Below are 21,653 nucleotides of genomic sequence, written 5' to 3'. Positions count from 1 at the left end.
GCGCCATGGTTCCGCAACGAGGTTTCGCCCTTCTCGAGCTGGCCGTCGTGGTGCTGATCGCCACCCTCGCGGCCGTCTTCGCCGCCGATCGATTGGCGCAACGCGCCCGGGATGCGATGGCCGAAGGGCACGCCGCGTGGATGACATCGTTGCGGCAAGCGGCGCAGCGATATGTCGAACGCCATGCGGCGATGCTGGCCGAAGAGGGTGAAGCGGCTCGGCTCGATGGATTTGCCGATGCCTTCGCCCCCACCCTGGCCGAGTTGAAGACGGCCGGGCTGCTGTCGCCTGGCTTTCCTGCTCAGGGCGCTCGCGGCCTGGGCGGCCGGGTGCTGCTGATTCGCGGCGCGGACTGCCCCTCGTCCTCGTGCCGGATCGAGGCGCTGGTCCATAGTGACGGGCCTTTGGGACGCGCCGCCTCGAACGGCCCCGACCCTTCCATGGTGGCCCATTGGCTGGGCGCCGCCATGGGCTGGGGCGGTGCGGTCATGCCCGACCGAATGCAGCAGATAAGCGGGGCCGCGTTCTCATTTCCCAATCCGCCGGTGGCGGGCATGGCCCCGCTGCCGGGCGGCACCGTGGCGATGGCGGTAACCGCCGAGCAGTTGGGCGCCCTCGACTACCTCAGGGTGGAAGACCGGCGCGATCCCCGTTTCCGGGGTTCGGCAAGCATAGCGGGCGATCTCAGCACCGGCGCCGCGCTGCTCGTTCACGATCATCTTCGCATCGGCGGCCAGGCTCGGGCGCAAACGGTGTGCGAGATCGAAGGGGCCATCGTCCAGGAGCGCTACGGAGGCTTGCTGGTGTGCCGCGAGGGGCAGTGGCGCTCGGCGGGCGGCAGCGGCGGGGGAGGCTATTCCATAAACAGCCTGACGGGCTGTGTCGCGGCGGGGGCCAATCCCGTAACGGGAGGCTGTTCCTGCCCCGCGGCGCATCTACCCGTGCGCGTTGCCGACAGCATGTCGGCAGTGCCCTCCGAGGGGCGCACCCGAGGCTATATCTGCGTGGGTTGAGAACCACCTCACGGCACCTGCCATGCGGCGATCGCGTCGCGTTCGGCCTGCGTCATCTGGGTGAGATTGCCCAGCGGCATGTAATTATTGGCCACCACCTGCTTGACGAGGTCGGGATGGGCGAGCAGGTCTTGCTCGGATTCGAGCGCCATGCCGGCCGGGGCCGCGGGGAAGCCGGGCTGGGTCGGGTGGACGGCATGGCATTGCACGCAGCGCGCATGCACGATCTGCATGACCTGGGCGGTGGTGACCGCTTCGCTTTGTTCTCCCCGGGCTGCGGGCGCGGCGGGCCGGGGCGCGGCGAGATAGCCGATGACGACCAGCAAGGCGACACCCACGATGGGATAGACCAGCTTGTTCTGCCCGCTGTGGCGCAGCACGAAATACTGGCGTATGGAGGCCCCGGAAAAGATGAACAGGCTGAGAATGATCCAGGCGTAGGGCCCGCTGTAGGTGAATGAATAGTGGTTGCTGAGCATCAGCAGCACCACGGGCAGGGTGAAGTAGGTGTTGTGCACCGAGCGCTGCTTGCCCCGTTTGCCGTCCAGCGGATTGGGCTCGCGCCCCGCCTTCAGGGCGTCGACCATGCGATGCTGGCCGGGAATGATCCAGAAGAACACGTTCGCGCTCATGCAGGTGGCCATGATGGCCCCCGTGATGAGAAACGCCGCCCGGCCCGGGAAAATCATGCAGGTCAGGTAAGCCACTACCACCATCATGACCGCCACCGCGATGCTGAGTACGCCGTCGCGCTCCATGTTGGGACTTATGCGGCGGCACAACTGGTCGTAGACCACCCAGCCCAGCAGCAGAAAGGCGATGGCCAGAGCGCTGGCCTGCCAGCCCGACATCGAGGCGGCCCACTCCCAGCTGCTGCCGGGATTGACCAGGTAGAAGCCGGGCTTGACCAGGTACATGGCGGCGAACAGGGCGAAACCCGACAGCCAGGTGGTGTACGCCTTCCAGAAAGACCAGTGCAGGTCGTCGGGCAGTTCGGCGGGATTGGTCAGGTACTTTTGGTTGTGATAGAAGCCGCCGCCGTGCACGGCCCACATTTCGCCGAATACGCCGCGTTTTCTACTTTCGGCCGATTGCGGCGGGCGCAGGCTGTTGTCGAGCATGACGAAGTAGATCGACTCGCCTATCCAGGCGATGGCGGCCACCACGTGCAGCCAGCGCAGAAGCACATTGCCGAATTCCAACAGGTAAGCATCCATGGGTGTTCATCCCTTTGCATGGCAGGCCGCCGACCCCGGCGGCGCGCCTGATATCAACTGCCGCGATAGGTGGAGTAGGACCACGGTGTGACGACGAGCGGCACGTGATAATTCTGCTGCGGATCGGCGACGCCGAAATTGATGGTGACCTGGTCCAGGAACGGCGGATCGGGCAGGGTGGCGCCTTTGCCGGCAAAGTACTCGCTCACGTGGAATACGAGTTCATAGCGGCCGATTTGCAGGCTGTCGCCCTGCAGCAAGGGCGCATCGCAGCGCCCGTCGGCGTTGGTGACCGTCTGCACAAGGCGTTTCCGGCCTGTTCCCTGGACGGCATAGAGCTCGACGGCCACGCCGTTTGCCGGCGTGCCGTGCATGGTGTCGAGCACATGCGTGGAAAGTTTTCCCATGGTGTCTCCGGTTGCCTGCTTGAACTGCCAGGTTGTTGTCGTAAGCGGGGAAATCCGGTGGAAACCCGGATTGTCAACAATTTATGTTGACGATTCTGTTTTACGTGCCAATAATTGTCAATAGCGATTTGCCATATCCCCATCCACGGAGTGAACATGCTTCGCCTTGACCAGCGTGCCACGCGCGGTAGCGACATCGCGGCGCCCAAAGCTTCTTCGTTGTTGGAAGGGGGGCTTGGCGGTGGCGAGGTCGACCGTGTTTATGCAGATATTTTCGATGCGGTGATGGACCGCCGCCTGTTGCCCGGCGCCAAGCTGACCGAGGCGGTGCTGTGCGAGGTCTTCCGGTGCTCGCGCGCAACGGTCAGGGCGGCGCTGGCCCAGTTGGCGCACGACAAGATCGTGGTGCTCAGGCCCAATCGAGGCGCCTTCGTGTGGCGGCCCAGCCAGGCCGAAATGCGCGACGTTTTCGAGCTCAGGCGCGACATGGAGTGTCTGCTGATCGACAAGCTCGTCGCCTTGCCCGACCTGGCCGAGCGCCTGCAACCCCTGCGCGACATGGTGGGACAAGAGCGCCGTGCTTTCGAATGCGGCGACCGCATCAGCTGGCTGAGGCTGTCCAACGCCTTTCACGTGAAGCTGGCACAGTTGGCGGGCAACGAGGCGCTGACCGAGCTGATGCACAGCCTTTGTTCCCGCACCACTCTCATCATCGCCTATCGGGACACTCCCGGCGCCAGCACCTGCTCGTACATAGAGCACGAGCAGATCCTCGACCGGCTGGCCGCCGCCGACCGCGCGGGCGCCCGCGAAGCGATGTCACATCATTTGCGCGATTGTGAAGAGCGCATGCTGGAGTCCTCCTCGGGACGGTTCGACCCCTGGGCGGCCTTCAGCGTCAAGCCCGAGGAGCACTCATGAGCGAAGCCTATCCCCGCGACCTGGTCGGCTACGGACGCAATCCTCCCTTGGCCGACTGGCCCGGCGAGGCCAGGGTGGCGGTGCAGTTCGTCCTCAATTACGAAGAGGGCGGCGAAAGCTGCGTGCTGCACGGCGATGAAGCCTCGGAGCAGTTTCTGTCCGAAATCATCGGCGCGGCGGCCTATCCCGACCGGCACCTGTCCATGGAGTCCATCTACGAATATGGTTCGCGTGCAGGCGTGTGGCGCATTTTGAAGGAGTTCGAGCGCCGCGGTTTGCCGCTGACCGTCTTCGGCATCGGCATGGCGCTGGAGCGCAATCCCGAGGTTGCCCGGGCGCTGCTCGAACTGGGGCACGAAATCGCCGCCCACGGCTATCGCTGGATCCACTATCAGAACGTGCCCCCCGAGATCGAGCAGGCGCACATGCGCCAATGCGTCCAGGCCATCCAGGCGATCACCGGCAGCGCGCCCTCCGGCTGGTACACCGGGCGGGACAGCCCCAACACCCGTCGCCTGGTGGTCGAGCACGGCGGCTTTCTCTATGATTCCGACTACTATGGCGACGACCTGCCGTTCTGGCGCCGGGTGAGGCTGTCCGACGGTTCGGTCAAGCCGCACTTGATCGTGCCCTATACCCTCGATTGCAACGACATGCGCTTTGCCACGGCGCAGGGCTTCAACACCGGCGATCATTTCTACGCTTATCTGAAGGACGCCTTCGACGTGCTGTACGCCGAAGGCCAGCACACGCCCAAGATGATGTCGATCGGCCTGCATTGCCGGCTGGTGGGCCGGCCGGGGCGTTTCGCGGGCTTGCAGCGCTTCCTGGACCATGTCCAGCAGCACGAGCGCGTCTGGATATGCCGCCGGGTCGACATTGCGCGTCACTGGAGCCAGCGCCATCCCTACCATGAGCAGGCCGCGAAGGAGGGCGCATGAGCACCACTATCACGCTTGCCGAGCTCAATGCGCTGCCTTCCGGGCAGTTCGTGAACCTGCTGGGCGGCATCTTCGAGCATTCTCCCTGGGTAGCCGAACAGGTGGCTTCCGCGCGTCCTTTCCGGGACATCGACAGTTTGCACCAGGCCATGGTCGAGCGCATCGCCGCCGCCGGGCCCGAGGCGCAGAGGGCTCTTATTCGCGCCCACCCCGAGCTGGCCGGAAAAGCGGCGGTACGCGGCGAACTCACGCCTGAGTCCACGTCTGAACAGCAAGGGGCCGGCCTGGATCGTTGCACTCCGGAGGAGTACAGCACGCTCACTGCGCTGAACCAGGCCTACCGCGAAAAATTCGGTTTTCCCTTCATTCTGGCGGTGCGCGGCCATGACCGGCAAAGCGTCATCCGCGAATTCAGGCGGCGCCTGGCGTTGTCGCCGCCTGAAGAAACCGCCGAATGCCTGGAGCAGATCTACAAGATCGGGCGATTCCGCCTCGATGACCTGGTTCGCAAGCCCAGCGTTTGAGCTTGCCGATTCTTCTCTTTCTGGAGTGATGTTTCATGGCCGCCCCCAATTTGCCCGCAGGCACTGTAATCAACGCAGCACCCGTCGCCGAACTGCCGGCCTTTGCCGTTCGCCATGCCAACCTGGCCTCGGCCGATTTCGGCGCGCGCGTCGTAGCGTGTTCCGATGATTTCTTCGGCGAGGCCGACCGCATGCTGCAATCTTCCGAGTCGGTATTCATCGTGGGCAAGTTCGACGACCACGGCAAGTGGGTGGACGGCTGGGAAACCCAGCGCCGGCGCCACGGAGGCCACGACCACGCGGTCGTGCGGCTGGGCCTGCCGGGCGTCATCAAAGGGCTGGATATCGATACCAGCCACTTCACCGGCAACTATCCGCCGGCTGCGTCGGTCCAGGGCTGCTATTGCGCCGGCGAGGCGGACCCCGGGGAAGACGCGTCCTGGACGGACATCATCCCCGCCACGCCCCTGTCGGGCGGTTCGCATCATTTTCTGCCGGTCAGCGACGAGCGTCCCTGGACGCACCTGCGCCTTAGTATCTATCCCGACGGCGGCGTCGCCCGCTTCAGGGCCTACGGCCAGCCCCTGTGCGATTGGGCCGCGAAAGACCCCGAGGCGCTGCACGAGGTATCGGCCCTGGCGGCCGGTGGCCGCATCGTCAGCTACAACGATGCCCACTTCGGCGTGCCTTTCCGCCTCATCATGCCCGGCCGCGGCGTGAACATGGGCGACGGCTGGGAAACCCGGCGCCGCCGCGATCCGGGCTACGACTGGTGCATCGTCGAACTCGGCCATGCCGCGCTGGTCGAAAAGATAGAAGTCGATACAGCGCATTTCAAGGGCAACTATCCCGACCGCGTTTCCATACAGGCGGCGCGGGTCGATCAGGGTACGGACCAGTCCATCACCACGCAGGCCATGTTCTGGCCCGAGCTTCTGGGCGAACAGAAAACCGAGATGGACAAGCAGCATTTTTATTCGGGCGAGCAGATCCGGCCGCTGGGCCCGGTCACCCACGTCCGGCTCAACATGTTTCCCGATGGCGGCGTCAGCCGGCTGAGGATATGGGGACGCCTGGCCCGCTAGGGGCCGAACCCGCGTACGGAGAGATCATGGCCATACTCAAGCTCGAATGGTTGGATAAGGATGCCTTTGCCCCCTTCGGCGACGTGATCGAAACGGGCGAGCGGCCATGGTTTCCCATCAACGGGGGGACGACGCGCCGCTACCACGATCTGGCGCGTGTCCAGGTCGAGGGCGAGGACGGCCACGCCGGCATCAGCATGGCGCGCGGCGACGCGTTCCATTTTCCATTGCGCATTGCCATGCTCGAGCGCCACACCCTGGGAAGCCAGGCCTGGATACCCTGCAACGGGACGCCGTTCATCGCCGTGGTGGCGCCCGACGGCGCGGGCGACCGGCCCGACGAAGCCACCATCCGCGCCTTTTACGTGGCGCCCGAACAAGGCGTGAATTACCGCCAGGGAACCTGGCACCATCCCCTGATGTCGCTGGGCCGCCAGGGCGATTTCATCGTCATCGACCGCATCGGCACCGCACCCAATTGCGACGAGTACGTGCTGCATGAAGTGCGTACGATCGACGGCAGCTTTCGCGACGAAGGTATATAGTGTCCTTTAGGGGCACGACACTACAATACAAGAGCGGGCGAGGACACGCCATCGCCTGCCGTGGAGACCATATGAACGTTCGACACGTCATCCGCTTTTATCTGAACGGCGTGCTTCACGAACTCACGCCGCAATCGCCCACACAGACCGTGCTGCAGTACCTGCGCGAAGAGCGCCGGCTGACGGGAACCAAAGAGGGCTGCGGCGAAGGCGACTGCGGCGCATGCACCGTCACCCAGGCCAGCCTCGCGGCCGACGGCCGCCTGGTCTTCCAGGCGATCAATGCCTGTATCCGCTTTCTGCCCACGCTGGACGGCAAGGCGGTCTGGACGGTCGAGTCGCTGGAAGACGGCGGTGCACTGCATCCGGCCCAGCAGGCCATGGTCGACCATCACGGCTCCCAGTGCGGCTTTTGCACGCCGGGCTTCGTCATGTCCATGTACACCATGTACCAGAATGGACACACCCGTCCCGCACGCCACGAAGCGCTCGACCATTTGTCCGGCAACCTCTGCCGTTGCACCGGCTACCGTCCCATCATCGATGCGGCCTGCGGCATGGACGCTTATCCGGCGGCCAAGCTGGATCACGACGAGGTGCGCAGGCAGCTGCAGGCGCTGCGCGATGCGGACGCGGGCATGCCGGCGCTCGAAGCGGCCGGCCAGACGTACTTTGCGCCCACCACGGCCGATGAACTGGCCGCGCTTTATGAGCGGCATCCCGACGCCGTGCTGCTGGCGGGAGGCACGGACGTCGGGCTGTGGGTCACCAAGCAGCTCAAGACTCTGCCCGCCGTCATCTATCTCGGCGACATCGCCGAGCTGGACCGCATCGAAAAGCGTGACGGCGCCTTGCGCATAGGCGCGGCGGCGTCCCTGAACGACGGGTACGAAGCCCTGGTCGCCGAGTATCCCGAGGCGCACGAGCTCTGGAAACGCTTTGCCTCCATGCCCATACGCAACTCGGGCACGCTGGTGGGCAATGTGGCCAACGGTTCGCCCATAGGCGACAGTGCGCCTTTCCTCATCGCCATCGGCTCGTCCGTCGTGCTGCGCAAAGGCGGTCGCCGCCGCGAACTGCCGCTCGAGGACTTGTACCTGGACTACCGCAAGCAGGCTCGCGAGCCGGGCGAATTCGTCGAGGCCGTCATCGTGCCCTTGCGCAGCCCGCGATGCCAGGTGGCGACCTACAAGCTCTCCAAACGCTTCGACCAGGACATTTCGGCCGTGTGCAGCGCTTATGCGCTCATCATCGAACAGAACAGGGTGGCATCGATTCGCATCGCGCACGGCGGCATGGCGGCGACGTCCAAGCGGGCGCGCCATGCCGAAAAAGCCTTGTTGGGCCGTGAGTGGACCGAGGCAAGCGTGGCGGATGCCATGCAGGCGCTCGACCGCGACTACCAGCCCTTGAGCGACATGCGGGCTTCCGACGACTATCGCCGCAAGTCCGCCCGCAACCTGCTGTATCGCTTCTATCTCGAAAGCACCGGCCAGGCCGATGCGCGCATCCAGATGAAGGGGGTGTCATGAGCAAGATCCATCACACCGTAGGGCAGCCGCTGGCGCATGAAAGCGCGCGGCTGCACGTCACGGGCGAGGCGCTGTACACCGACGACCTGCCCGAGCAGCACGGCACGCTGCACGCCGCGCTGGGGCTGTCCCGGCGCGCGCACGCCGCCATTGTTTCCATGGACCTGTCCAAGGTGAGGGCGGCGCCCGGCGTGGTCGAGGTCGTCTGCCTGGACGACGTGCCCGGCGAAAAATACGTCGGCGCCTACGTCCATGACGAGCCGGTCTTCGCCGACGGCCGTGTCCAGTACGTCGGGCAGCCGCTGTTCGCGGTGGCCGCCACCTCGCACGACGCGGCGCGGCGCGCCGCCCAGCTGGCCGAGGTGCAATACCGGGATCTCGATCCGGTGCTTTCGGCCGACGCGGGCGCCGAGCGCGAGTCCTACGTGCTGCCGCCGGTGCGCATCTCGCGCGGCGACGTGCAGGCCGAACTGGGCAAGGCGCGGCATCGCCACCAGGGGCGCCTGTACTGCGGCGGGCAGGAACAGTTCTATCTCGAAGGCCAGGTCGCCTATGCCCAGCCGGGCGAAAACGACGAGATGCTGGTCTACAGCTCTACCCAGCATCCCACCGAGATGCAGGGCATGATCGCCCACATGCTGGGCCGGCCCCTGCACACTGTCAGGGTGCAGTGCCGCCGCATGGGAGGCGGCTTCGGCGGCAAAGAAAGCCAGTCCTGGCCCTTCGCCACCGCGGCGGCCCTGCTGGCGTGGCGCACGGGCCGGCCCGTCAAGCTGCGCCCCGATCGCGACGACGACTTCATGATCACGGGCAAGCGGCACGACTTCTCGGCCAGCTACGACGTTTCGTACGACGCCCAAGGCGTGATCGGCGCGGTGTCGTTCGAGCAGCGGCTGCGCTGCGGTTATTCGGCCGATCTGTCGGGCGCGGTCGCCGACCGCCAGGTCTTCCACACCGACAACGCCTACTATCTGCCCGCCTTCGATATTCTCTCTTTGCGCGTCAAGACCAACACCCAGTCCAATACTGCATTCAGGGGCTTCGGCGGGCCGCAGGGCATACTGTGCATCGAATACGCGCTGGATGACATTGCCCGGCGCCTGGGCCTGGACCCGCTCGACGTGCGCAAGCGCAATTTCTACGGTGTCGACGAGCGCAATGTCACTCCCTACGACACGGTGCTGGAGGACAACGTCATCCAGCAGTTGGTCGATCAACTCGAGACATCGTGCGACTACCGGCGCCGCCGGGACGAGATCCGGCGCTTCAATGCCGACAGCAAGGTGCTTAAAAAAGGCCTGTCGCTGGTTCCGGTCAAATTCGGCATCTCGTTCACCGCCACCCATCTGAACCAGGCGGGCGCCCTCGTCCATGTCTATACCGACGGCTCCATCCTGGTCAATCACGGCGGCACCGAAATGGGCCAGGGGCTCAATACCAAGGTGGCGCAGATCGTCGCGGAAGAATTCGGCGTCGACATCGACCAGGTGCGGGCCTCGGGCACCGATACCTCGAAGGTGGCCAATACCTCGGCCACGGCGGCATCGACGGGCACGGATCTGAACGGCAAGGCCGCTCAGGACGCCTGCCGCAAGATCAAGGCGGCCCTGGCCGCCTTCGCCGCCGACCAGTACGGCTGCGACGAACAGCACATCCGGTTTCAAGCCGGCCAGGTTCATTGCGGCAACCGCGTCATACCGTTTCGAGAGCTCGTGCAGAAGGCCTATATGGCGCGCGTCCCGCTCTGGTCGTCGGGCTTCTACAAGACGCCCAAGATCCACTACGACATGAAGACGCTGACGGGGCGGCCCTTTTACTATTTCGTCTACGCGGCCGCCTGTTCCGAAGTCGTCATCGACACCCTGACCGGCGAGAACCGCCTGCTGCGCACCGACATCCTCTACGATGCGGGGCGGCCCATCAATCCGGCCGTCGACCTGGGCCAGATAGAAGGGGGCTTCATACAGGGCGCAGGCTGGCTCACTTCCGAAGAGCTGTGGTGGGACGAGCAGGGCGCGCTGAAAACGCATGCACCTTCCACATACAAGATACCCTCGGTCTCCGACTGCCCCGACCATTTCAAGGTCGAGTTCTTCGACAACGGCAATACCGAGAACAATATCTATCAGTCCAAGGCCATGGGCGAGCCGCCCTTGCCTCTGGCCATCTCGGTCTTCCTGGCCATACGGGACGCCATCGCCTCGGTGGCCGAGCTCCGCGCCGACATCCCGCTTGACGCGCCGGCCACCGCCGAGCGCATTCTGCAGACGCTGGACGCGGTCGCGCCCGGCCGCTTCTCCCTCGCCGCGGGGTCGCGGACCGAGGCCGACATGGCCGCCGAGCCCATGGAGCTTTCGGCCGGGCCGAGTGGCGGAACAGTGCAATGAACACCGCGCTCCGGTCGCCGGTAGCGTCCATCCATAGTCGATGGCTGGAGGCGGCCTGCTCCCGCCTTTTGCGGGGCGAGCCGCTGGTGCTGATCACCGTCGCACGGGCTTTGGGGTCCACCCCCCGCGATGCCGGCACCCGCATGTGGGTCGACGCCGAAGGGGCGCATGCCACCATCGGCGGCGGCCATCTCGAGCTGCTGGCAATCGAGGTCGCGCGTGCCATGCTGGCCGATGCGGGCGAGCCGCCCGCGCAACTGCGCCACTATTCCCTTGGCCCGAGCCTGGGCCAATGCTGCGGCGGCGCCGTCTGGCTGGCTTTCGAGCGCCTGGAAACGCAAGACCTCGCCTGGTGCGATGCGCTTCACGAAGTGCTTGCGGGCGGCGCGGCCGCCCGGCGCACTCGGCGCATTCGCCCGGCCCGTGACGGCGAGGCCCATGCTTGCAACGTGCACGTCGAAGCAGTGGAAGGCTCCGACATCGACCAGCCGGATGCCCGGTGGCATGAAGATGAAGGCCTGCTGATCGACTTCACGCCCGCCTCGGCGCCCCTGGTCGTGGTGTGCGGGGCGGGGCATGTGGGCAAGGCCATCGTGCGCGTTCTGGCCGAGCTGCCCCTCAACGTTGTCTGGCTCGATCCGCGCGAGGACGAGTGGCCCGCCCACCTGCCCGACAATGTCCGCTGCCTGAACGGCGACGCCGACGACGTCCAGGACCTGCCGGACGATGCCTACTGGCTGGTGCTGACGCACAGCCACGCGCTCGATCTGGAAATCATCGAGCGCGTGTTGCGGTACAAGTCATTCCGCTATCTCGGCCTGATCGGCTCGGACACCAAGCGGGCCAAATTCCGTGCGCGGCTGCTGCGCAAGTTTCCTTCCGAGCTGGTGGATCGCATGATATGCCCCATAGGCATCGTTGAAACCTCCAGCAAGCTGCCGGGCGTGATCGCGGTGTCGGTGGCGGCCCAGATCGCGGACCTGCTCGAGCACGCCTCCAAGCCGGCGGAAGCGGCGGGCGCCTGACGGGGGACGCCGCTTGGTGTTTTGCGCGCAACACCCTCTATAATGATTGGTTACCTACCTTTAATTGCGCGCGTTTTTCCCTGATGAAAACCACCGAAATCCGTCAAAAGTTCCTCTCGTTTTTCGAATCGAAGGGCCATGCCGTCGTGCCGTCGTCGCCGCTGATCCCGGCCAACGACCCCACCTTGCTGTTCACCAATGCGGGCATGGTCCAGTTCAAGGACGTTTTCACGGGCAAGGAGACGCGCCCCTATCAGCGCGCCGTCAGTTCGCAGCGCTGCGTGCGCGCCGGAGGCAAGCACAACGATCTCGAGAACGTGGGCTATACCGCAAGGCACCATACCTTCTTCGAGATGCTGGGCAACTTCAGCTTCGGCGACTACTGCAAGCGCGACGCCATCGCCTATGCCTGGGAGCTTCTCACCGGGGTCTATGGCCTGCCCGCCGAAAAGCTGTGGGTCACCGTCTATCACGAAGACGACGAGGCCCATGACATCTGGCTCAACGAGATCAAGGTGCCCGCCGACCGCATCATCCGCATCGGCGACAACAAGGGCGCGCGATACGCTTCCGACAACTTCTGGCAGATGGCCGACACCGGCCCTTGCGGGCCGTGTTCCGAAATTTTTTACGATCATGGTCCCGATGTCTGGGGCGGCCCGCCGGGCTCGCCCGAAGAAGACGGCGACCGCTACATCGAGATCTGGAATCTGGTGTTCATGCAGTTCGAGCGTGATGCGGCGGGCAATATGCTGCCCCTGCCCAAGCCCTGCGTCGACACCGGCATGGGCCTGGAGCGCATCGCCGCCGTGCTGCAGCATGTGCATTCTAACTACGAGATCGATCTCTTCCAGGCATTGATCGCCGCGGCGGCCCGCGAAACGGACGCCACCGATCTGGCCGACAATTCTCTCAAGGTCATCGCCGATCACATCCGCGCCTGCAGCTTCCTGGTGGTGGACGGCGTCATTCCCAGCAACGAGGGCCGCGGCTACGTGCTGCGGCGCATTGTGCGCCGGGCCCTGCGACACGGCCACAAGCTGGGCCAGCCCAAGCCGTTCTTCCATCGCCTGGTGGGCGACCTGGTGGCGCAGATGGGCGACGCCTACCCCGAGCTAGCGGCCAACCAGGCGCGGGTCGAGCAGGTGCTGCGCCAGGAAGAAGAGCGCTTCAGCGAAACGCTGGAAAACGGCATGAAGATACTCGAGTCCGCGCTGGGCGGACTGGGCAATGGCGGACGCCTGGACGGCCAGACGCTGTTCACGTTGTACGACACCTACGGCTTTCCGGTGGACCTGACCGCCGACATCTGCCGCGAGCGTGGCGTCGAGGTCGACCTCGACGGTTTCGAAGCGGCCATGGCGCGCCAGCGCGACCAGGCGCGCGCGGCCGGCAAGTTCAAGGCGGCCGAAGGGCTCAGCTACCAGGGCGTCGAAACCCGCTTCGAAGGCTACGAGCGCATGCAGGGCCAGGGCACGGTCACAGCCCTGTACGTAGACGGCGTGTCGGTCGATCGCATCGAGGCGGGCGCCCAGGCCGTGGTGGTGCTGGACGCCACGCCCTTCTATGCCGAGTCGGGCGGCCAGGTGGGCGACGCCGGCGTGCTGCAGGCCGGCGAGGCATGCTTCGAAGTGTCCGATACACAAAAAATCCAAAGCAACGTCTTTGGCCATCACGGCACGCTGCAGGCCGGCACACTGGCCGTGGGCCAGGCGGTGCAGGCCTCGGTCGATGCCGGGCGCCGCGCCCGCACGGTGCGCAACCATTCGGCCACCCACCTCATGCACAAGGCGCTGCGCCAGGTGCTGGGCGAGCATGTGCAGCAGCGCGGTTCGCTGGTCGACGCCGAAAAAACCCGTTTCGACTTTGCCCATGACGCGCCCCTCACCGTCGCGCAAATCAGGCAGGTCGAGCAGATCGTCAACGACGAAGTCCTGCAGAACCGCGAAGTCCAGGCGGCCCATATGTCGTACGACGAGGCCGTGGGCGGCGGCGCGGTGGCGCTGTTCGGCGAAAAGTACGGCGACGTCGTGCGCGTGCTCGATATCGGTTTTTCGCGCGAGCTCTGTGGCGGCACCCACGTGGCGCGCACCGGCGACATCGGCCTGTTCAAGATCGTCTCCGAAGGCGGCGTGGCCGCCGGCGTGCGCCGCATCGAGGCCGTCACCGGCGACAACGCCCTGCACTGGGTGCAGGATACCCAGGCAGTGCTGCAGCAGGCGGCAGCCCTGCTCAAGGCGCAGCCCGCCGATCTGGGCGACCGCATCCTGCAATTGCAAGGCCAGCTCAAGGCGCTGGAGCGCGACCTGGAGCAGGCCAAGAGTAAATTGGCCACCTCCGCCGGCAACGACCTGGCGGGCCAGGCAATTACCCTGGCCGGAGACGCCCGTCTTCTGGTGGCCAACATCGCCGGCGCCGACCCCAAAGCCTTGCGCGGCATGGCCGACCAGCTCAAGGCCAAGCTCAAATCGGCGGTGGTGCTGCTGGCCACCGAGGCCGAGGGCAAGATCAGCCTGGTGGCAGGCGTCACGTCCGACCTCACCGGCAAGGTCAAGGCCGGCGATCTGGTCGGCATGGTGGCCGGCCAGGTGGGAGGCAAGGGCGGCGGCCGCCCCGACATGGCCATGGGCGGCGGTTCGGATGCCCAGGCACTGCCGGGCGCCATAGCGCAGGTCCACGACTGGGTGCTTGCGCGCCTTCAGGGTTAGCGATATGTCCGATACGACCGAACGGCCTGAATTCGACCTGGAAGTGGATGCAACGGGCCTGAAATGCCCGCTGCCCATTCTGCGCGCCAAAAAGGCCCTGACGCAATTGCAAAGCGGCCAGGTGCTGAAGGTGATCACCACCGACCCCCACGCCGTGCGCGACTTCCAGGCGTTCTCCAAGCAGACCGGCAACGGCCTGCTGGCGCAGATCCACGGCGAGGGCACCGTCACGCATTTCATGTCGCGCCGCTAAGGGACCGATCGGACGCCGGTCACGAGAGGGCGCCGTATCGCCGGCGCCGCCTTTTACTTTTATTACGGGCCTAGGGGAATTAGATCCAGTTCCGCCAATGAGTCGTCTTCCTCGCGGCATTTTCTTAGAATCCATTCTCTGAACACGGCGATTCGCTGCGGCTCTTGACGGTTGGGCGAAATAAGAAAATAGGTCTTTTCCGCCGGCATGACGTAAGGAAACGGGATAACGAGATCCCCGTTTTGAAGTTCCTTCTGAACCAGGCCCGCCTGCGCAATCGCCACGCCGATTCCTTCTATGGCCGCCTGATACGCCAGGCTTGAATTCTCGAACTTCAGACCACGCGACGGATCCACGGAGCTCGCGCCCAGCGGGGAAAGCCACTTTCGCCAATCGTCGGGGCGCGCATAAGAATGCAAGAGCGTTACTTTAGCCAGATCATCCGGCGACGACAGCGTCTTTGCAACGTCTTTTGAACACACCGCAATAAGCTTGTTGCTTATAAGCCGGTCGGAGCGCATTCCCGGCCAGTCTCCAAAGCCGGTCCGTATGCAGGCATCGGTGAACTCATGCTCGAAATTTACCGGCTTCGACGGAGACAGCGTCATGAGTTGCACTTCAATCTCGGGATGTTCTTCCGCAAAATTACCCAGCCGGGGTATGAGCCAGCGCAGAGCAAAAGTGGAAAACACCTGTAGCTTCAATATGTCGGCGTTCTGGCGTTCTCTGACGCGGTTGGTGGCGTCCTCGAGCAGCGCAAAAGCGTCGGTGATGTCGTCCAGATATTGCTTCCCTTTGGGAGTGAGGGAGATGGATCGCGGTTTGCGCTCGAACAGGCTTACGCCAAGCTGATCCTCCAGCAGGCGCACTTGTCTGCTGATGGCCGATTGCGTTACGTGAAGCTCGTCTGCAGCACGCGAAAAACTCAGATGCCGTCCTGCTGATTCGAATGCGCGCATGGCATTGAGTGGGGCTAGTCTTCTCGTCATTGCGTGTCATACGCCAGTAGCATTGCGCCTCAAGGAGGCGAACGCACCCATCATACTTTATGGCGGCGCGTGGAATCTACGCACAATAAGCATGCAAAAAACTGGGCCTCAAGGCCGAAAAATGTCGTTTGTTAAGCGGCTTGAATGCGGGCAAAGTATCTCTGGCCAGAGCGAACAAGATGGCGTCGGCAGCCGGCGGTCAAGGCGAGCCAATGATAACGAGGAAACAGGATGAAGAGGATAGGCATTGATGTTGGCGGTACGTTCACTGATGTCGTTTTGATCGACGACGAAAGCGGAGACGTATGGTCGGCGAAGGTCCCGACCACGCCGGCAGAGCCGGTACGGGGCACTCTGAACGGCATAGCGAGAATACTGGAGCTCAGCGGCGCTGAGCGAAGCAGTGTCGGGCGCATCGGCCATGGCACCACGATCGCCACAAACCTGATCGTCGAAGGGAAAGGCGCGCGCACAGCCTTGCTAACCACAAAAGGCTTCAAGGATATTCTCGAAATTCGACGCGTGTCGCGCCATGATCGAGCTGATCTCTACGACCTTTTCTTCGATAGCCCAGCTCCTTTGGTTCCGCGAAGACTGCGCCGTGAAGTCGCAGAGCGCATACGTTTCGACGGGTCTGTGCTGCATCCTTTGTCCGACGAAGAAGTCGAGGCGGTCGTGGACAGCATCGCCACCGAAGACATAGAAGCCGTAGCGGTCTGCTTGATTCATGGCTATATCAATGCCGATCACGAAGATCGGCTGGTTCAGGCTCTATCCAAGAAGGCTCCCCATCTGTTTGTATCAGCTTCGTCCCGGGTCAACCCGGAGATGTACGAGTACGAGCGTACAAGCACGACTGTCATGAACGCAATGATCGGGCCGCGCTGCAAGCACTACGTCGAATCGTTCAAGAGCGAAGTCGAAGCAAGCGGCGTGACAGGTGAAGTGCTGTTCATGCAATCCAATGGCGGGTTAGCCGCACCCGCGCTCGTCGCCGAGCGCCCGGTTACTTTGCTGCAATCCGGTCCCGCCGGCGGCGTCACCGCCGCGGCGAAGCTGTGCGAACGTCTTGGTATCGCTAATGCGATCACCGGCGACATGGGCGGCACCTCGTTCGATGTTTCTCTTATTCGAGAAACACATCCGCAGGTGCGCACCAATACCATGCTGAATTCTTTTACCGTTCGTACGCCGACGATAGATATCGAGTCCATCGGAGCCGGAGGCGGGTCGATCGCGTGGATCGACGAGGGGGGCGGCGTGCATATTGGACCAGAAAGCGCCGCGGCGGATCCCGGGCCGGCCTGCTATGGGCGAGGGGGGCAACGTCCGACCGTTACCGACTGCAATCTGATTCTTGGCTATCTCGATCCGCAAAGCTTCATGGGGTCGGAGTTTCCGCTGGACACCGACGCCGCCTACCGCGCGGTTGAAAAACATCTGGCCCTGCCGCTTGGTATTTCGGTGATCGAGGCCGCCAGGGTGGTCCGCTCGGTGGCCAATGCACTCATGGCGCAAGCCATGAGGTTGCTCACGGTCGAGCGCGGTTTCGACCCTCGCGATTTTGCATATATATGCTTTGGCGGCGCGGGGCCTGTTCATGCGATCGATTTGGCCGCGGAGCTGGATATCGATCACGTTGTCGTACCGAACCTGCCTGGCTTGCTGAGCGCCTATGGAATGTTGATAGCGGACCAAGCCTACGACTTCCAAACGCCGGTTACGGTAAACCTCGATGAGCTATCCGAGACGCAACTGCACAAGACTCTCGCGAATCTAGAGCAACAGGCGACCGCATCTCTCGCCAAAGCCGGGCTGGATGCATCACACGTTGCGCTGCGCTACAGCGCCGACTGCCGATACGCGGGCCAGGCAGAAACATTGGCGGTGGAGATCACCAATCAAGATGACGTGCATCCCGATATGCTCGCAAGCGGGTTCGAGGCCGAACATCGCAGACATTGGCACTTCATTCAAGAAGGTACGCCGGTCACCCTGGTGAATGTGCGCTTGCAAATAACAGTCCCCAATTTGTTGCGGGTGCCGACTATGCCAGGCGGCAGGCCCGGCAAGCCTATTCCGTCGCGTCAGCGTACGGTTGTGCTCGGCGACAAGAAAGTGGAGATCCCCGCGTACAGACGTGATGAATTGCCGGTTGGTTGCTTGGTCGCCGGCCCGGCGGTAATGGAAGAGAAGAGTTCCAGCCTCGTATTTCCAGAAGGCTGGAATGCCGAGATGGACAGTGAAGGCAACGTGCATGTAAAGCGGGAGCGTTAAGAATGGACAAAATCACTTACGAGGTAATGCGCAGCGCACTGTATGCCGTGGCGCGGGAAATGAAAGTGGCGATGATGCGGACGGCGGCCAGCCCCATTATTCATGCAGGCGGAGACGCCTCGGCGGCGATCTTCGATGCGAACATGAGCCTTGTCGCCCAAGGCAACGACATCCCGACGATGCTGGGCTCCGCGGTCATCTCCACCAAACAGTCAGTGGAAGCCATTGGTAGAGAGACACTGCGGCCGGGCGATGTCATTCTAAGCAACGATGCCTACTTGGGCGGAGGCAACCACCAACCCGACGTCCAGTTGACGAGACCCGTATTTCTGGGCGATGAGATTATCGCCTTTGTCATGACGCGGGGACATTGGTCTGACATTGGCGGGCAAAGCCCTGGCAGCTTCACCCCCGATACATGGGACATCTTTGCCGAAGGGGTCCGTATACCGCCGGTGTTTGTGTACAGGAACGATGAGCCCGTCAGGGACGTAATCAAACTCATCGTGCACAACACACGCGATCCAGAGGCACGCACGCTCGACATCAATGCCCAGTATGCGGGGACCTATATAGGCGAGAAGCGCATTCTCGAGCTGGTGGCGAAGTATGGCAGCGAGGCGCTGCGCGACACCATGGCACAGTCGCTGACGTATTCAGAGCGTTTAATGCGAGCTCAGATCACGGAAATCCCCGACGGCACATATGTTGGAAGCGATTTTATTGAACCTGTCGGCGATGGGCCGCTGATTCCGCTGAAGGTCGCCATAACGGTAAAGGGAGACGAAATAACTTTCGACTACACCGGCACAGCGGCGCAGGTAACGGGCGGTATCAATTGTCCGCTGGCGGTGACGTGCAACAGTACCTGGTTTGCGGTCAAGGCGATCACCGATCTACGCATTCCAATCAATCAAGGGTGCTATCGGCCGGTCAATATCATTGCTCCCGAAGGCACGCTGGTTAACTGCAGCTATCCAGCTTCGGTGGTCAGCGGTAACACCGAGACGTCGCCGCGGATTATCGATCTCCTACTGCGCACTCTCTCGGACGCTCTGCCGAATCGGGTCATTGCTCAGAGCAATTGCGCGGCATGTTGCGGAATTTTCAGCGGCAATGACCCTGTCCCTGAACGTCGCAAGTCAATGCGTCGCACGTATGTCTCGACTATTGACGTGCACGCGGGGGGAATGGGCGCGCGCCCCGACAAGGACGGCGTGTCCGCGATTCGGGTACTGGTCGGCAATGCGGGTTCGCAACCTGTCGAATTGATAGAACACAACTCGCCGTTGACGATCGAAGAGTGGACTTTGGTCACCGATACGGGCGGCGCCGGCCGCTGGCGCGGTGGATGCGCGGCACGTCGAACCTACCGCATAGGTTTCGACGAGGCGACCTGCACGGTCATCGGCGAACGGGGGCGTGTTGCTCCGAAGGGGCTGTTTGGCGGTTTGCCCGGCTCTGTGTTTCGTGGCGTGATCGAGCGGGACGGAGTTGCGCCTGAAGTACTGGCGGCGAAGAGCAGGCAAGCGCTCGTGCATGCCGGCGATCGCGTCATGATCCAGCCGGCTGGCGGCGGGGGTTACGGAGATCCGTTGGCCAGGCCGGCCGAGTCGGTGCATGGCGACGTGCTGGATGGCTACGTCAGCGAGACGTCGGCGTATGAGCTATACGGCGTTGTCCTGGACGGCGGGGCGCTTGACGTCTCGTCTACTGAACAGCGGCGCCGCCAGTTGCGAGACGCTTCTGCGGCATTGGCCAGTGCCGAGCAGGCCTGAACGCCGCTCATCGAATCCATCGAACAAAAGAGGAATACATGTTATCTGTGCAGCCGCTGAAAGGCGTTACGGTGCTTGAAATGGGCCATAGTGTGGCCGGCCCATATGCCGGATTGATTCTTGCGGAAATGGGCGCCGAAGTAATCAAGCTGGAGAAACCCGGTGATGGTGATTACGCTCGAGGTTGGGGCCCCCCATTCTGGAAAGGCGACTCGGCCATCTTTCATGGCCTGAACCGCAATAAGTCTTCGATTTCGGCCGACCTGTCGGACCCCGAACAGGCGGACGCGATACGCAACCTTATCCATGCAAGAGTGGATGTCTTCGTGCACAACATGCGGTTCGGAGCGCTTGACCGCCTGGGCTTCGGCGCCAGAGACCTTACAGCGGCCAAGCCGGATCTCATTTATTGCAACATAGGCGCCTTTGGCAGCAAGGGCCCCCTGAAAGAGCGTCCCGGTTACGATCCGTTGATGCAGGCGTTCAGCGGCATGATGAGTATTCTCGGCGAGGACGGACGACCTCCGGTACGGGTGGGGGTGTCTATCATCGACATGGCGTCGGGCATGTGGGCCGCGATCGGCATCCTGGCCGCGTTGTATGAACGCCAGCAAACAGGGAAAGGCGGCGTTGTGGACTGCTCGCTGCTGGAAACAGCGTTGGCCTGGATGCTCAACCCCATTACCTCATATCAGTGTTCGGGCGAGCTTCCGAAACGGCGAGGTTCTTCGTCGCCGGACATCGTTCCGTATCAGGCGTTCCCCGTGCAGGACGGCTACATCATGGTCGCGGCAGGCAACGACAAGCTTTTTCGCAAGCTCTGCGAGGCGATCGACCTGCCTGACCTGGCTGATAACCCCAAGTATCGAATCAACAAAGATCGCGTTGTAAACCGTGTCGAGCTGATCGATGTCCTGACCGATGTGTTTCGGCGGGCGCCTTCGGCGCATTGGTTTGCGCGGCTGGACGCCGCGGGCATCCCGAACGGACCCATCCACACGGTCGATCAGGTCGTTACGCATCCCCAAGTAGACGCCCTGGGCATGCTTCAGCAGGTGTCGGGTGAAGACATGCGTTTGCTGGGCCTGCCGATTTCCTTCGATGGCGCTCGAGCACCCTTGACGCATGTCGCCCCGGGTATTGGCAAAGACAATGCTTCGATTCGCTTGCGGGCGGCCTCGGCCAATTAACGGAACTACGGAGAACTTTCATGATATCCAACGAATTTCACATGCTGAAAGTCGAGAGCATTGACGAGCATCTACTTCTCGTGATGTTCAATCGCCCCGAAGTGGCCAACGCGGTAAATACTGAAACAGGACAGGAATTGATTGCCTTGTTTTCCTCGCTGCAGCATGACCCCGGAAACTATCGCGCGGTCGTCCTTACGGGGGCGGGCAGGCGCCATTTTTGCGCCGGTGCCGATTTGAAGCAGCGGCAAGGGATGACAAACGTCGAATGGCGCACGCAACATGCTGTTTTTGAGCGCATGCGTCAATCGTTGCTGAATTGCCCCATTCCTTTGATCGGCGCCATCAACGGCGCGGCTTATGCCGGCGGATGCGAGATGGTGCTTTGCTGTGATTTTGCCTACGCGTCGACCAACGCAAGATTTGCCCTGACTGAAGTAAAGATCGGCATCATGCCGGGCGGCTCGGGCACACAGACGATGCCGCGCGCCGTCGGAGAGCGTCGGGCGAAAGAGTTCATTTTCAGCGCTCAACCCATCGATTCCGAACAGGCCTTGGCATGGGGGTTGGTCAACAAAGTGTTGCCCCCGGAAACTTTGCTGGACGAGACCCTTGCGCAGGCGAAGCGAATTTGCGCCAATGCGCCGTTGTCAGTGCTACAGGCCAAGAAGGCAATCCACTTCGGCATGCAGGCCGATCTTCGTACAGGAATGGCGTTTGAGATCGAGGCGTACAACCGCCTTGTGGACACGGAGGACCGCCTAGAGGGGGTGCGCGCCTTCAATGAAGGACGGGTCCCGGTATTTGCGGGGCGCTAAATGGATAAGTTCCGCGCGTGTCGGACGGCGCGGAGAAGAGGCA

The 21,653-nt window shown here is 63.1% G+C and carries 18 protein-coding genes; 15 read left to right on the top strand and 3 right to left on the bottom strand.

The features are described 5' to 3' along the window. Positions 1-5 precede the first annotated feature (5 nt). On the top strand, positions 6-1,013 hold the full coding sequence (locus tag CSC67_RS17885) for a type II secretion system protein (protein ID WP_118995815.1): 1,008 nt from the start codon (positions 6-8) through the stop codon (positions 1,011-1,013). An 8-nt stretch (positions 1,014-1,021) separates the two neighbouring features. On the opposite strand, the gene CSC67_RS17880 is transcribed toward CSC67_RS17885, so the two are convergent. Both CSC67_RS17880 and uraH read right to left on the bottom strand, forming a co-directional pair. Continuing rightward, on the bottom strand, positions 1,022-2,230 hold the full coding sequence (locus tag CSC67_RS17880; protein ID WP_118995814.1) for a urate hydroxylase PuuD: 1,209 nt from the start codon (positions 2,228-2,230) through the stop codon (positions 1,022-1,024). A 53-nt stretch (positions 2,231-2,283) separates the two neighbouring features. Continuing rightward, a complete protein-coding gene (gene uraH / locus CSC67_RS17875) occupies positions 2,284-2,637 on the bottom strand; it encodes a hydroxyisourate hydrolase (protein WP_118995813.1) in 354 nt (117 codons plus the stop codon). Positions 2,638-2,793: 156 nt separating this feature from the next. Between uraH and CSC67_RS17870 the strand changes: the two genes are divergently transcribed. From CSC67_RS17870 to CSC67_RS17825, 10 genes are all read left to right on the top strand, one after another. After that, the gene (locus tag CSC67_RS17870) at positions 2,794-3,558 is read left to right on the top strand and encodes a GntR family transcriptional regulator (RefSeq protein WP_118995812.1); all 765 of its coding nucleotides are present in this window, start codon (positions 2,794-2,796) and stop codon (positions 3,556-3,558) included. Next, a complete protein-coding gene (gene puuE, locus CSC67_RS17865) occupies positions 3,555-4,499 on the top strand; it encodes an allantoinase PuuE (protein ID WP_118995811.1) in 945 nt (314 codons plus the stop codon). The genes CSC67_RS17870 and puuE overlap by 4 nt, the downstream gene beginning before the upstream one ends. Then, on the top strand, positions 4,496-5,023 hold the full coding sequence (gene uraD / locus CSC67_RS17860; RefSeq protein ID WP_118995810.1) for a 2-oxo-4-hydroxy-4-carboxy-5-ureidoimidazoline decarboxylase: 528 nt from the start codon (positions 4,496-4,498) through the stop codon (positions 5,021-5,023). Before puuE ends, uraD begins: the two co-directional genes overlap by 4 nt. Positions 5,024-5,058: 35 nt before the next feature. Continuing rightward, positions 5,059-6,108 carry an allantoicase gene (gene alc / locus CSC67_RS17855; RefSeq protein ID WP_118995809.1) on the top strand — a complete coding sequence of 350 codons (1,050 nt, stop codon included), beginning with the start codon at positions 5,059-5,061 and terminating at the stop codon, positions 6,106-6,108. A 26-nt stretch (positions 6,109-6,134) separates the two neighbouring features. After that, the gene (locus CSC67_RS17850) at positions 6,135-6,653 is read left to right on the top strand and encodes an ureidoglycolate lyase (RefSeq protein WP_118995808.1); all 519 of its coding nucleotides are present in this window, start codon (positions 6,135-6,137) and stop codon (positions 6,651-6,653) included. Positions 6,654-6,724: 71 nt separating this feature from the next. Beyond that, on the top strand, positions 6,725-8,185 hold the full coding sequence (xdhA, locus tag CSC67_RS17845) for a xanthine dehydrogenase small subunit (RefSeq protein ID WP_118995807.1): 1,461 nt from the start codon (positions 6,725-6,727) through the stop codon (positions 8,183-8,185). Then, positions 8,182-10,572, top strand: a complete 2,391-nt coding sequence (xdhB, locus tag CSC67_RS17840; RefSeq protein WP_118995806.1) for a xanthine dehydrogenase molybdopterin binding subunit — start codon at positions 8,182-8,184, stop codon at positions 10,570-10,572. Before xdhA ends, xdhB begins: the two co-directional genes overlap by 4 nt. Further along, on the top strand, positions 10,569-11,597 hold the full coding sequence (xdhC, locus tag CSC67_RS17835; RefSeq protein ID WP_118995805.1) for a xanthine dehydrogenase accessory protein XdhC: 1,029 nt from the start codon (positions 10,569-10,571) through the stop codon (positions 11,595-11,597). The genes xdhB and xdhC overlap by 4 nt, the downstream gene beginning before the upstream one ends. Positions 11,598-11,680: 83 nt before the next feature. After that, positions 11,681-14,305 (top strand): alanine--tRNA ligase, encoded by a 2,625-nt coding sequence (alaS, locus tag CSC67_RS17830; RefSeq protein ID WP_118995804.1) that lies wholly within the window; start codon positions 11,681-11,683, stop codon positions 14,303-14,305. A gap of 4 nt (positions 14,306-14,309) precedes the next feature. Then, positions 14,310-14,558 (top strand): sulfurtransferase TusA family protein, encoded by a 249-nt coding sequence (locus tag CSC67_RS17825; RefSeq protein ID WP_118995803.1) that lies wholly within the window; start codon positions 14,310-14,312, stop codon positions 14,556-14,558. Positions 14,559-14,620: 62 nt separating this feature from the next. Here CSC67_RS17825 and gcvA read toward each other — a convergent pair whose 3' ends face one another. Beyond that, complete coding sequence (gene gcvA / locus CSC67_RS17820; RefSeq protein ID WP_118995802.1) at positions 14,621-15,547, bottom strand: transcriptional regulator GcvA; 927 nt, start codon at positions 15,545-15,547, stop codon at positions 14,621-14,623. 231 nt (positions 15,548-15,778) lie between these two features. Here gcvA and CSC67_RS17815 point away from each other — a divergent pair, with 231 nt between their 5' ends. From CSC67_RS17815 to CSC67_RS17800, 4 genes are read left to right on the top strand one after another with little or no spacing between them, the layout of a single operon-like run. Next, positions 15,779-17,824 (top strand): hydantoinase/oxoprolinase family protein, encoded by a 2,046-nt coding sequence (locus tag CSC67_RS17815; RefSeq protein WP_118995801.1) that lies wholly within the window; start codon positions 15,779-15,781, stop codon positions 17,822-17,824. 2 nt (positions 17,825-17,826) lie between these two features. Further along, positions 17,827-19,602 carry a hydantoinase B/oxoprolinase family protein gene (locus CSC67_RS17810; RefSeq protein ID WP_118995800.1) on the top strand — a complete coding sequence of 592 codons (1,776 nt, stop codon included), beginning with the start codon at positions 17,827-17,829 and terminating at the stop codon, positions 19,600-19,602. Between the two features lie 38 nt (positions 19,603-19,640). Then, positions 19,641-20,792, top strand: coding sequence for a CaiB/BaiF CoA transferase family protein (locus CSC67_RS17805; protein WP_118995799.1), 1,152 nt, complete (start codon positions 19,641-19,643; stop codon positions 20,790-20,792). A 20-nt stretch (positions 20,793-20,812) separates the two neighbouring features. Next, entirely contained in the window at positions 20,813-21,610 is a 798-nt protein-coding gene (locus CSC67_RS17800; protein ID WP_118995798.1) for an enoyl-CoA hydratase/isomerase family protein, read from the top strand. The last annotated feature ends 43 nt before the right edge of the window (positions 21,611-21,653 follow it).

Source organism: Pusillimonas caeni, from assembly GCF_003545815.1.
In the GTDB taxonomy this organism is placed as follows: domain Bacteria; phylum Pseudomonadota; class Gammaproteobacteria; order Burkholderiales; family Burkholderiaceae_B; genus Pusillimonas; species Pusillimonas caeni.
This window is presented reverse-complemented; position numbering and strand designations above follow the sequence as displayed.

What these genes read in the sequence shown, in the direction of transcription:
- CSC67_RS17885 (WP_118995815.1), top strand. Translation starts at nt 6, where the DNA reads ATGGTTCCGCAACGAGGTTTCGCCCTTCTCGAGCTGGCCGTCGTGGTG.
- CSC67_RS17880 (WP_118995814.1), bottom strand. Translation starts at nt 2,230, where the DNA reads ATGGATGCTTACCTGTTGGAATTCGGCAATGTGCTTCTGCGCTGGCTG.
- uraH (WP_118995813.1), bottom strand. Translation starts at nt 2,637, where the DNA reads ATGGGAAAACTTTCCACGCATGTGCTCGACACCATGCACGGCACGCCG.
- CSC67_RS17870 (WP_118995812.1), top strand. Translation starts at nt 2,794, where the DNA reads ATGCTTCGCCTTGACCAGCGTGCCACGCGCGGTAGCGACATCGCGGCG.
- puuE (WP_118995811.1), top strand. Translation starts at nt 3,555, where the DNA reads ATGAGCGAAGCCTATCCCCGCGACCTGGTCGGCTACGGACGCAATCCT.
- uraD (WP_118995810.1), top strand. Translation starts at nt 4,496, where the DNA reads ATGAGCACCACTATCACGCTTGCCGAGCTCAATGCGCTGCCTTCCGGG.
- alc (WP_118995809.1), top strand. Translation starts at nt 5,059, where the DNA reads ATGGCCGCCCCCAATTTGCCCGCAGGCACTGTAATCAACGCAGCACCC.
- CSC67_RS17850 (WP_118995808.1), top strand. Translation starts at nt 6,135, where the DNA reads ATGGCCATACTCAAGCTCGAATGGTTGGATAAGGATGCCTTTGCCCCC.
- xdhA (WP_118995807.1), top strand. Translation starts at nt 6,725, where the DNA reads ATGAACGTTCGACACGTCATCCGCTTTTATCTGAACGGCGTGCTTCAC.
- xdhB (WP_118995806.1), top strand. Translation starts at nt 8,182, where the DNA reads ATGAGCAAGATCCATCACACCGTAGGGCAGCCGCTGGCGCATGAAAGC.
- xdhC (WP_118995805.1), top strand. Translation starts at nt 10,569, where the DNA reads ATGAACACCGCGCTCCGGTCGCCGGTAGCGTCCATCCATAGTCGATGG.
- alaS (WP_118995804.1), top strand. Translation starts at nt 11,681, where the DNA reads ATGAAAACCACCGAAATCCGTCAAAAGTTCCTCTCGTTTTTCGAATCG.
- CSC67_RS17825 (WP_118995803.1), top strand. Translation starts at nt 14,310, where the DNA reads ATGTCCGATACGACCGAACGGCCTGAATTCGACCTGGAAGTGGATGCA.
- gcvA (WP_118995802.1), bottom strand. Translation starts at nt 15,547, where the DNA reads ATGACGAGAAGACTAGCCCCACTCAATGCCATGCGCGCATTCGAATCA.
- CSC67_RS17815 (WP_118995801.1), top strand. Translation starts at nt 15,779, where the DNA reads ATGAAGAGGATAGGCATTGATGTTGGCGGTACGTTCACTGATGTCGTT.
- CSC67_RS17810 (WP_118995800.1), top strand. Translation starts at nt 17,827, where the DNA reads ATGGACAAAATCACTTACGAGGTAATGCGCAGCGCACTGTATGCCGTG.
- CSC67_RS17805 (WP_118995799.1), top strand. Translation starts at nt 19,641, where the DNA reads ATGTTATCTGTGCAGCCGCTGAAAGGCGTTACGGTGCTTGAAATGGGC.
- CSC67_RS17800 (WP_118995798.1), top strand. Translation starts at nt 20,813, where the DNA reads ATGATATCCAACGAATTTCACATGCTGAAAGTCGAGAGCATTGACGAG.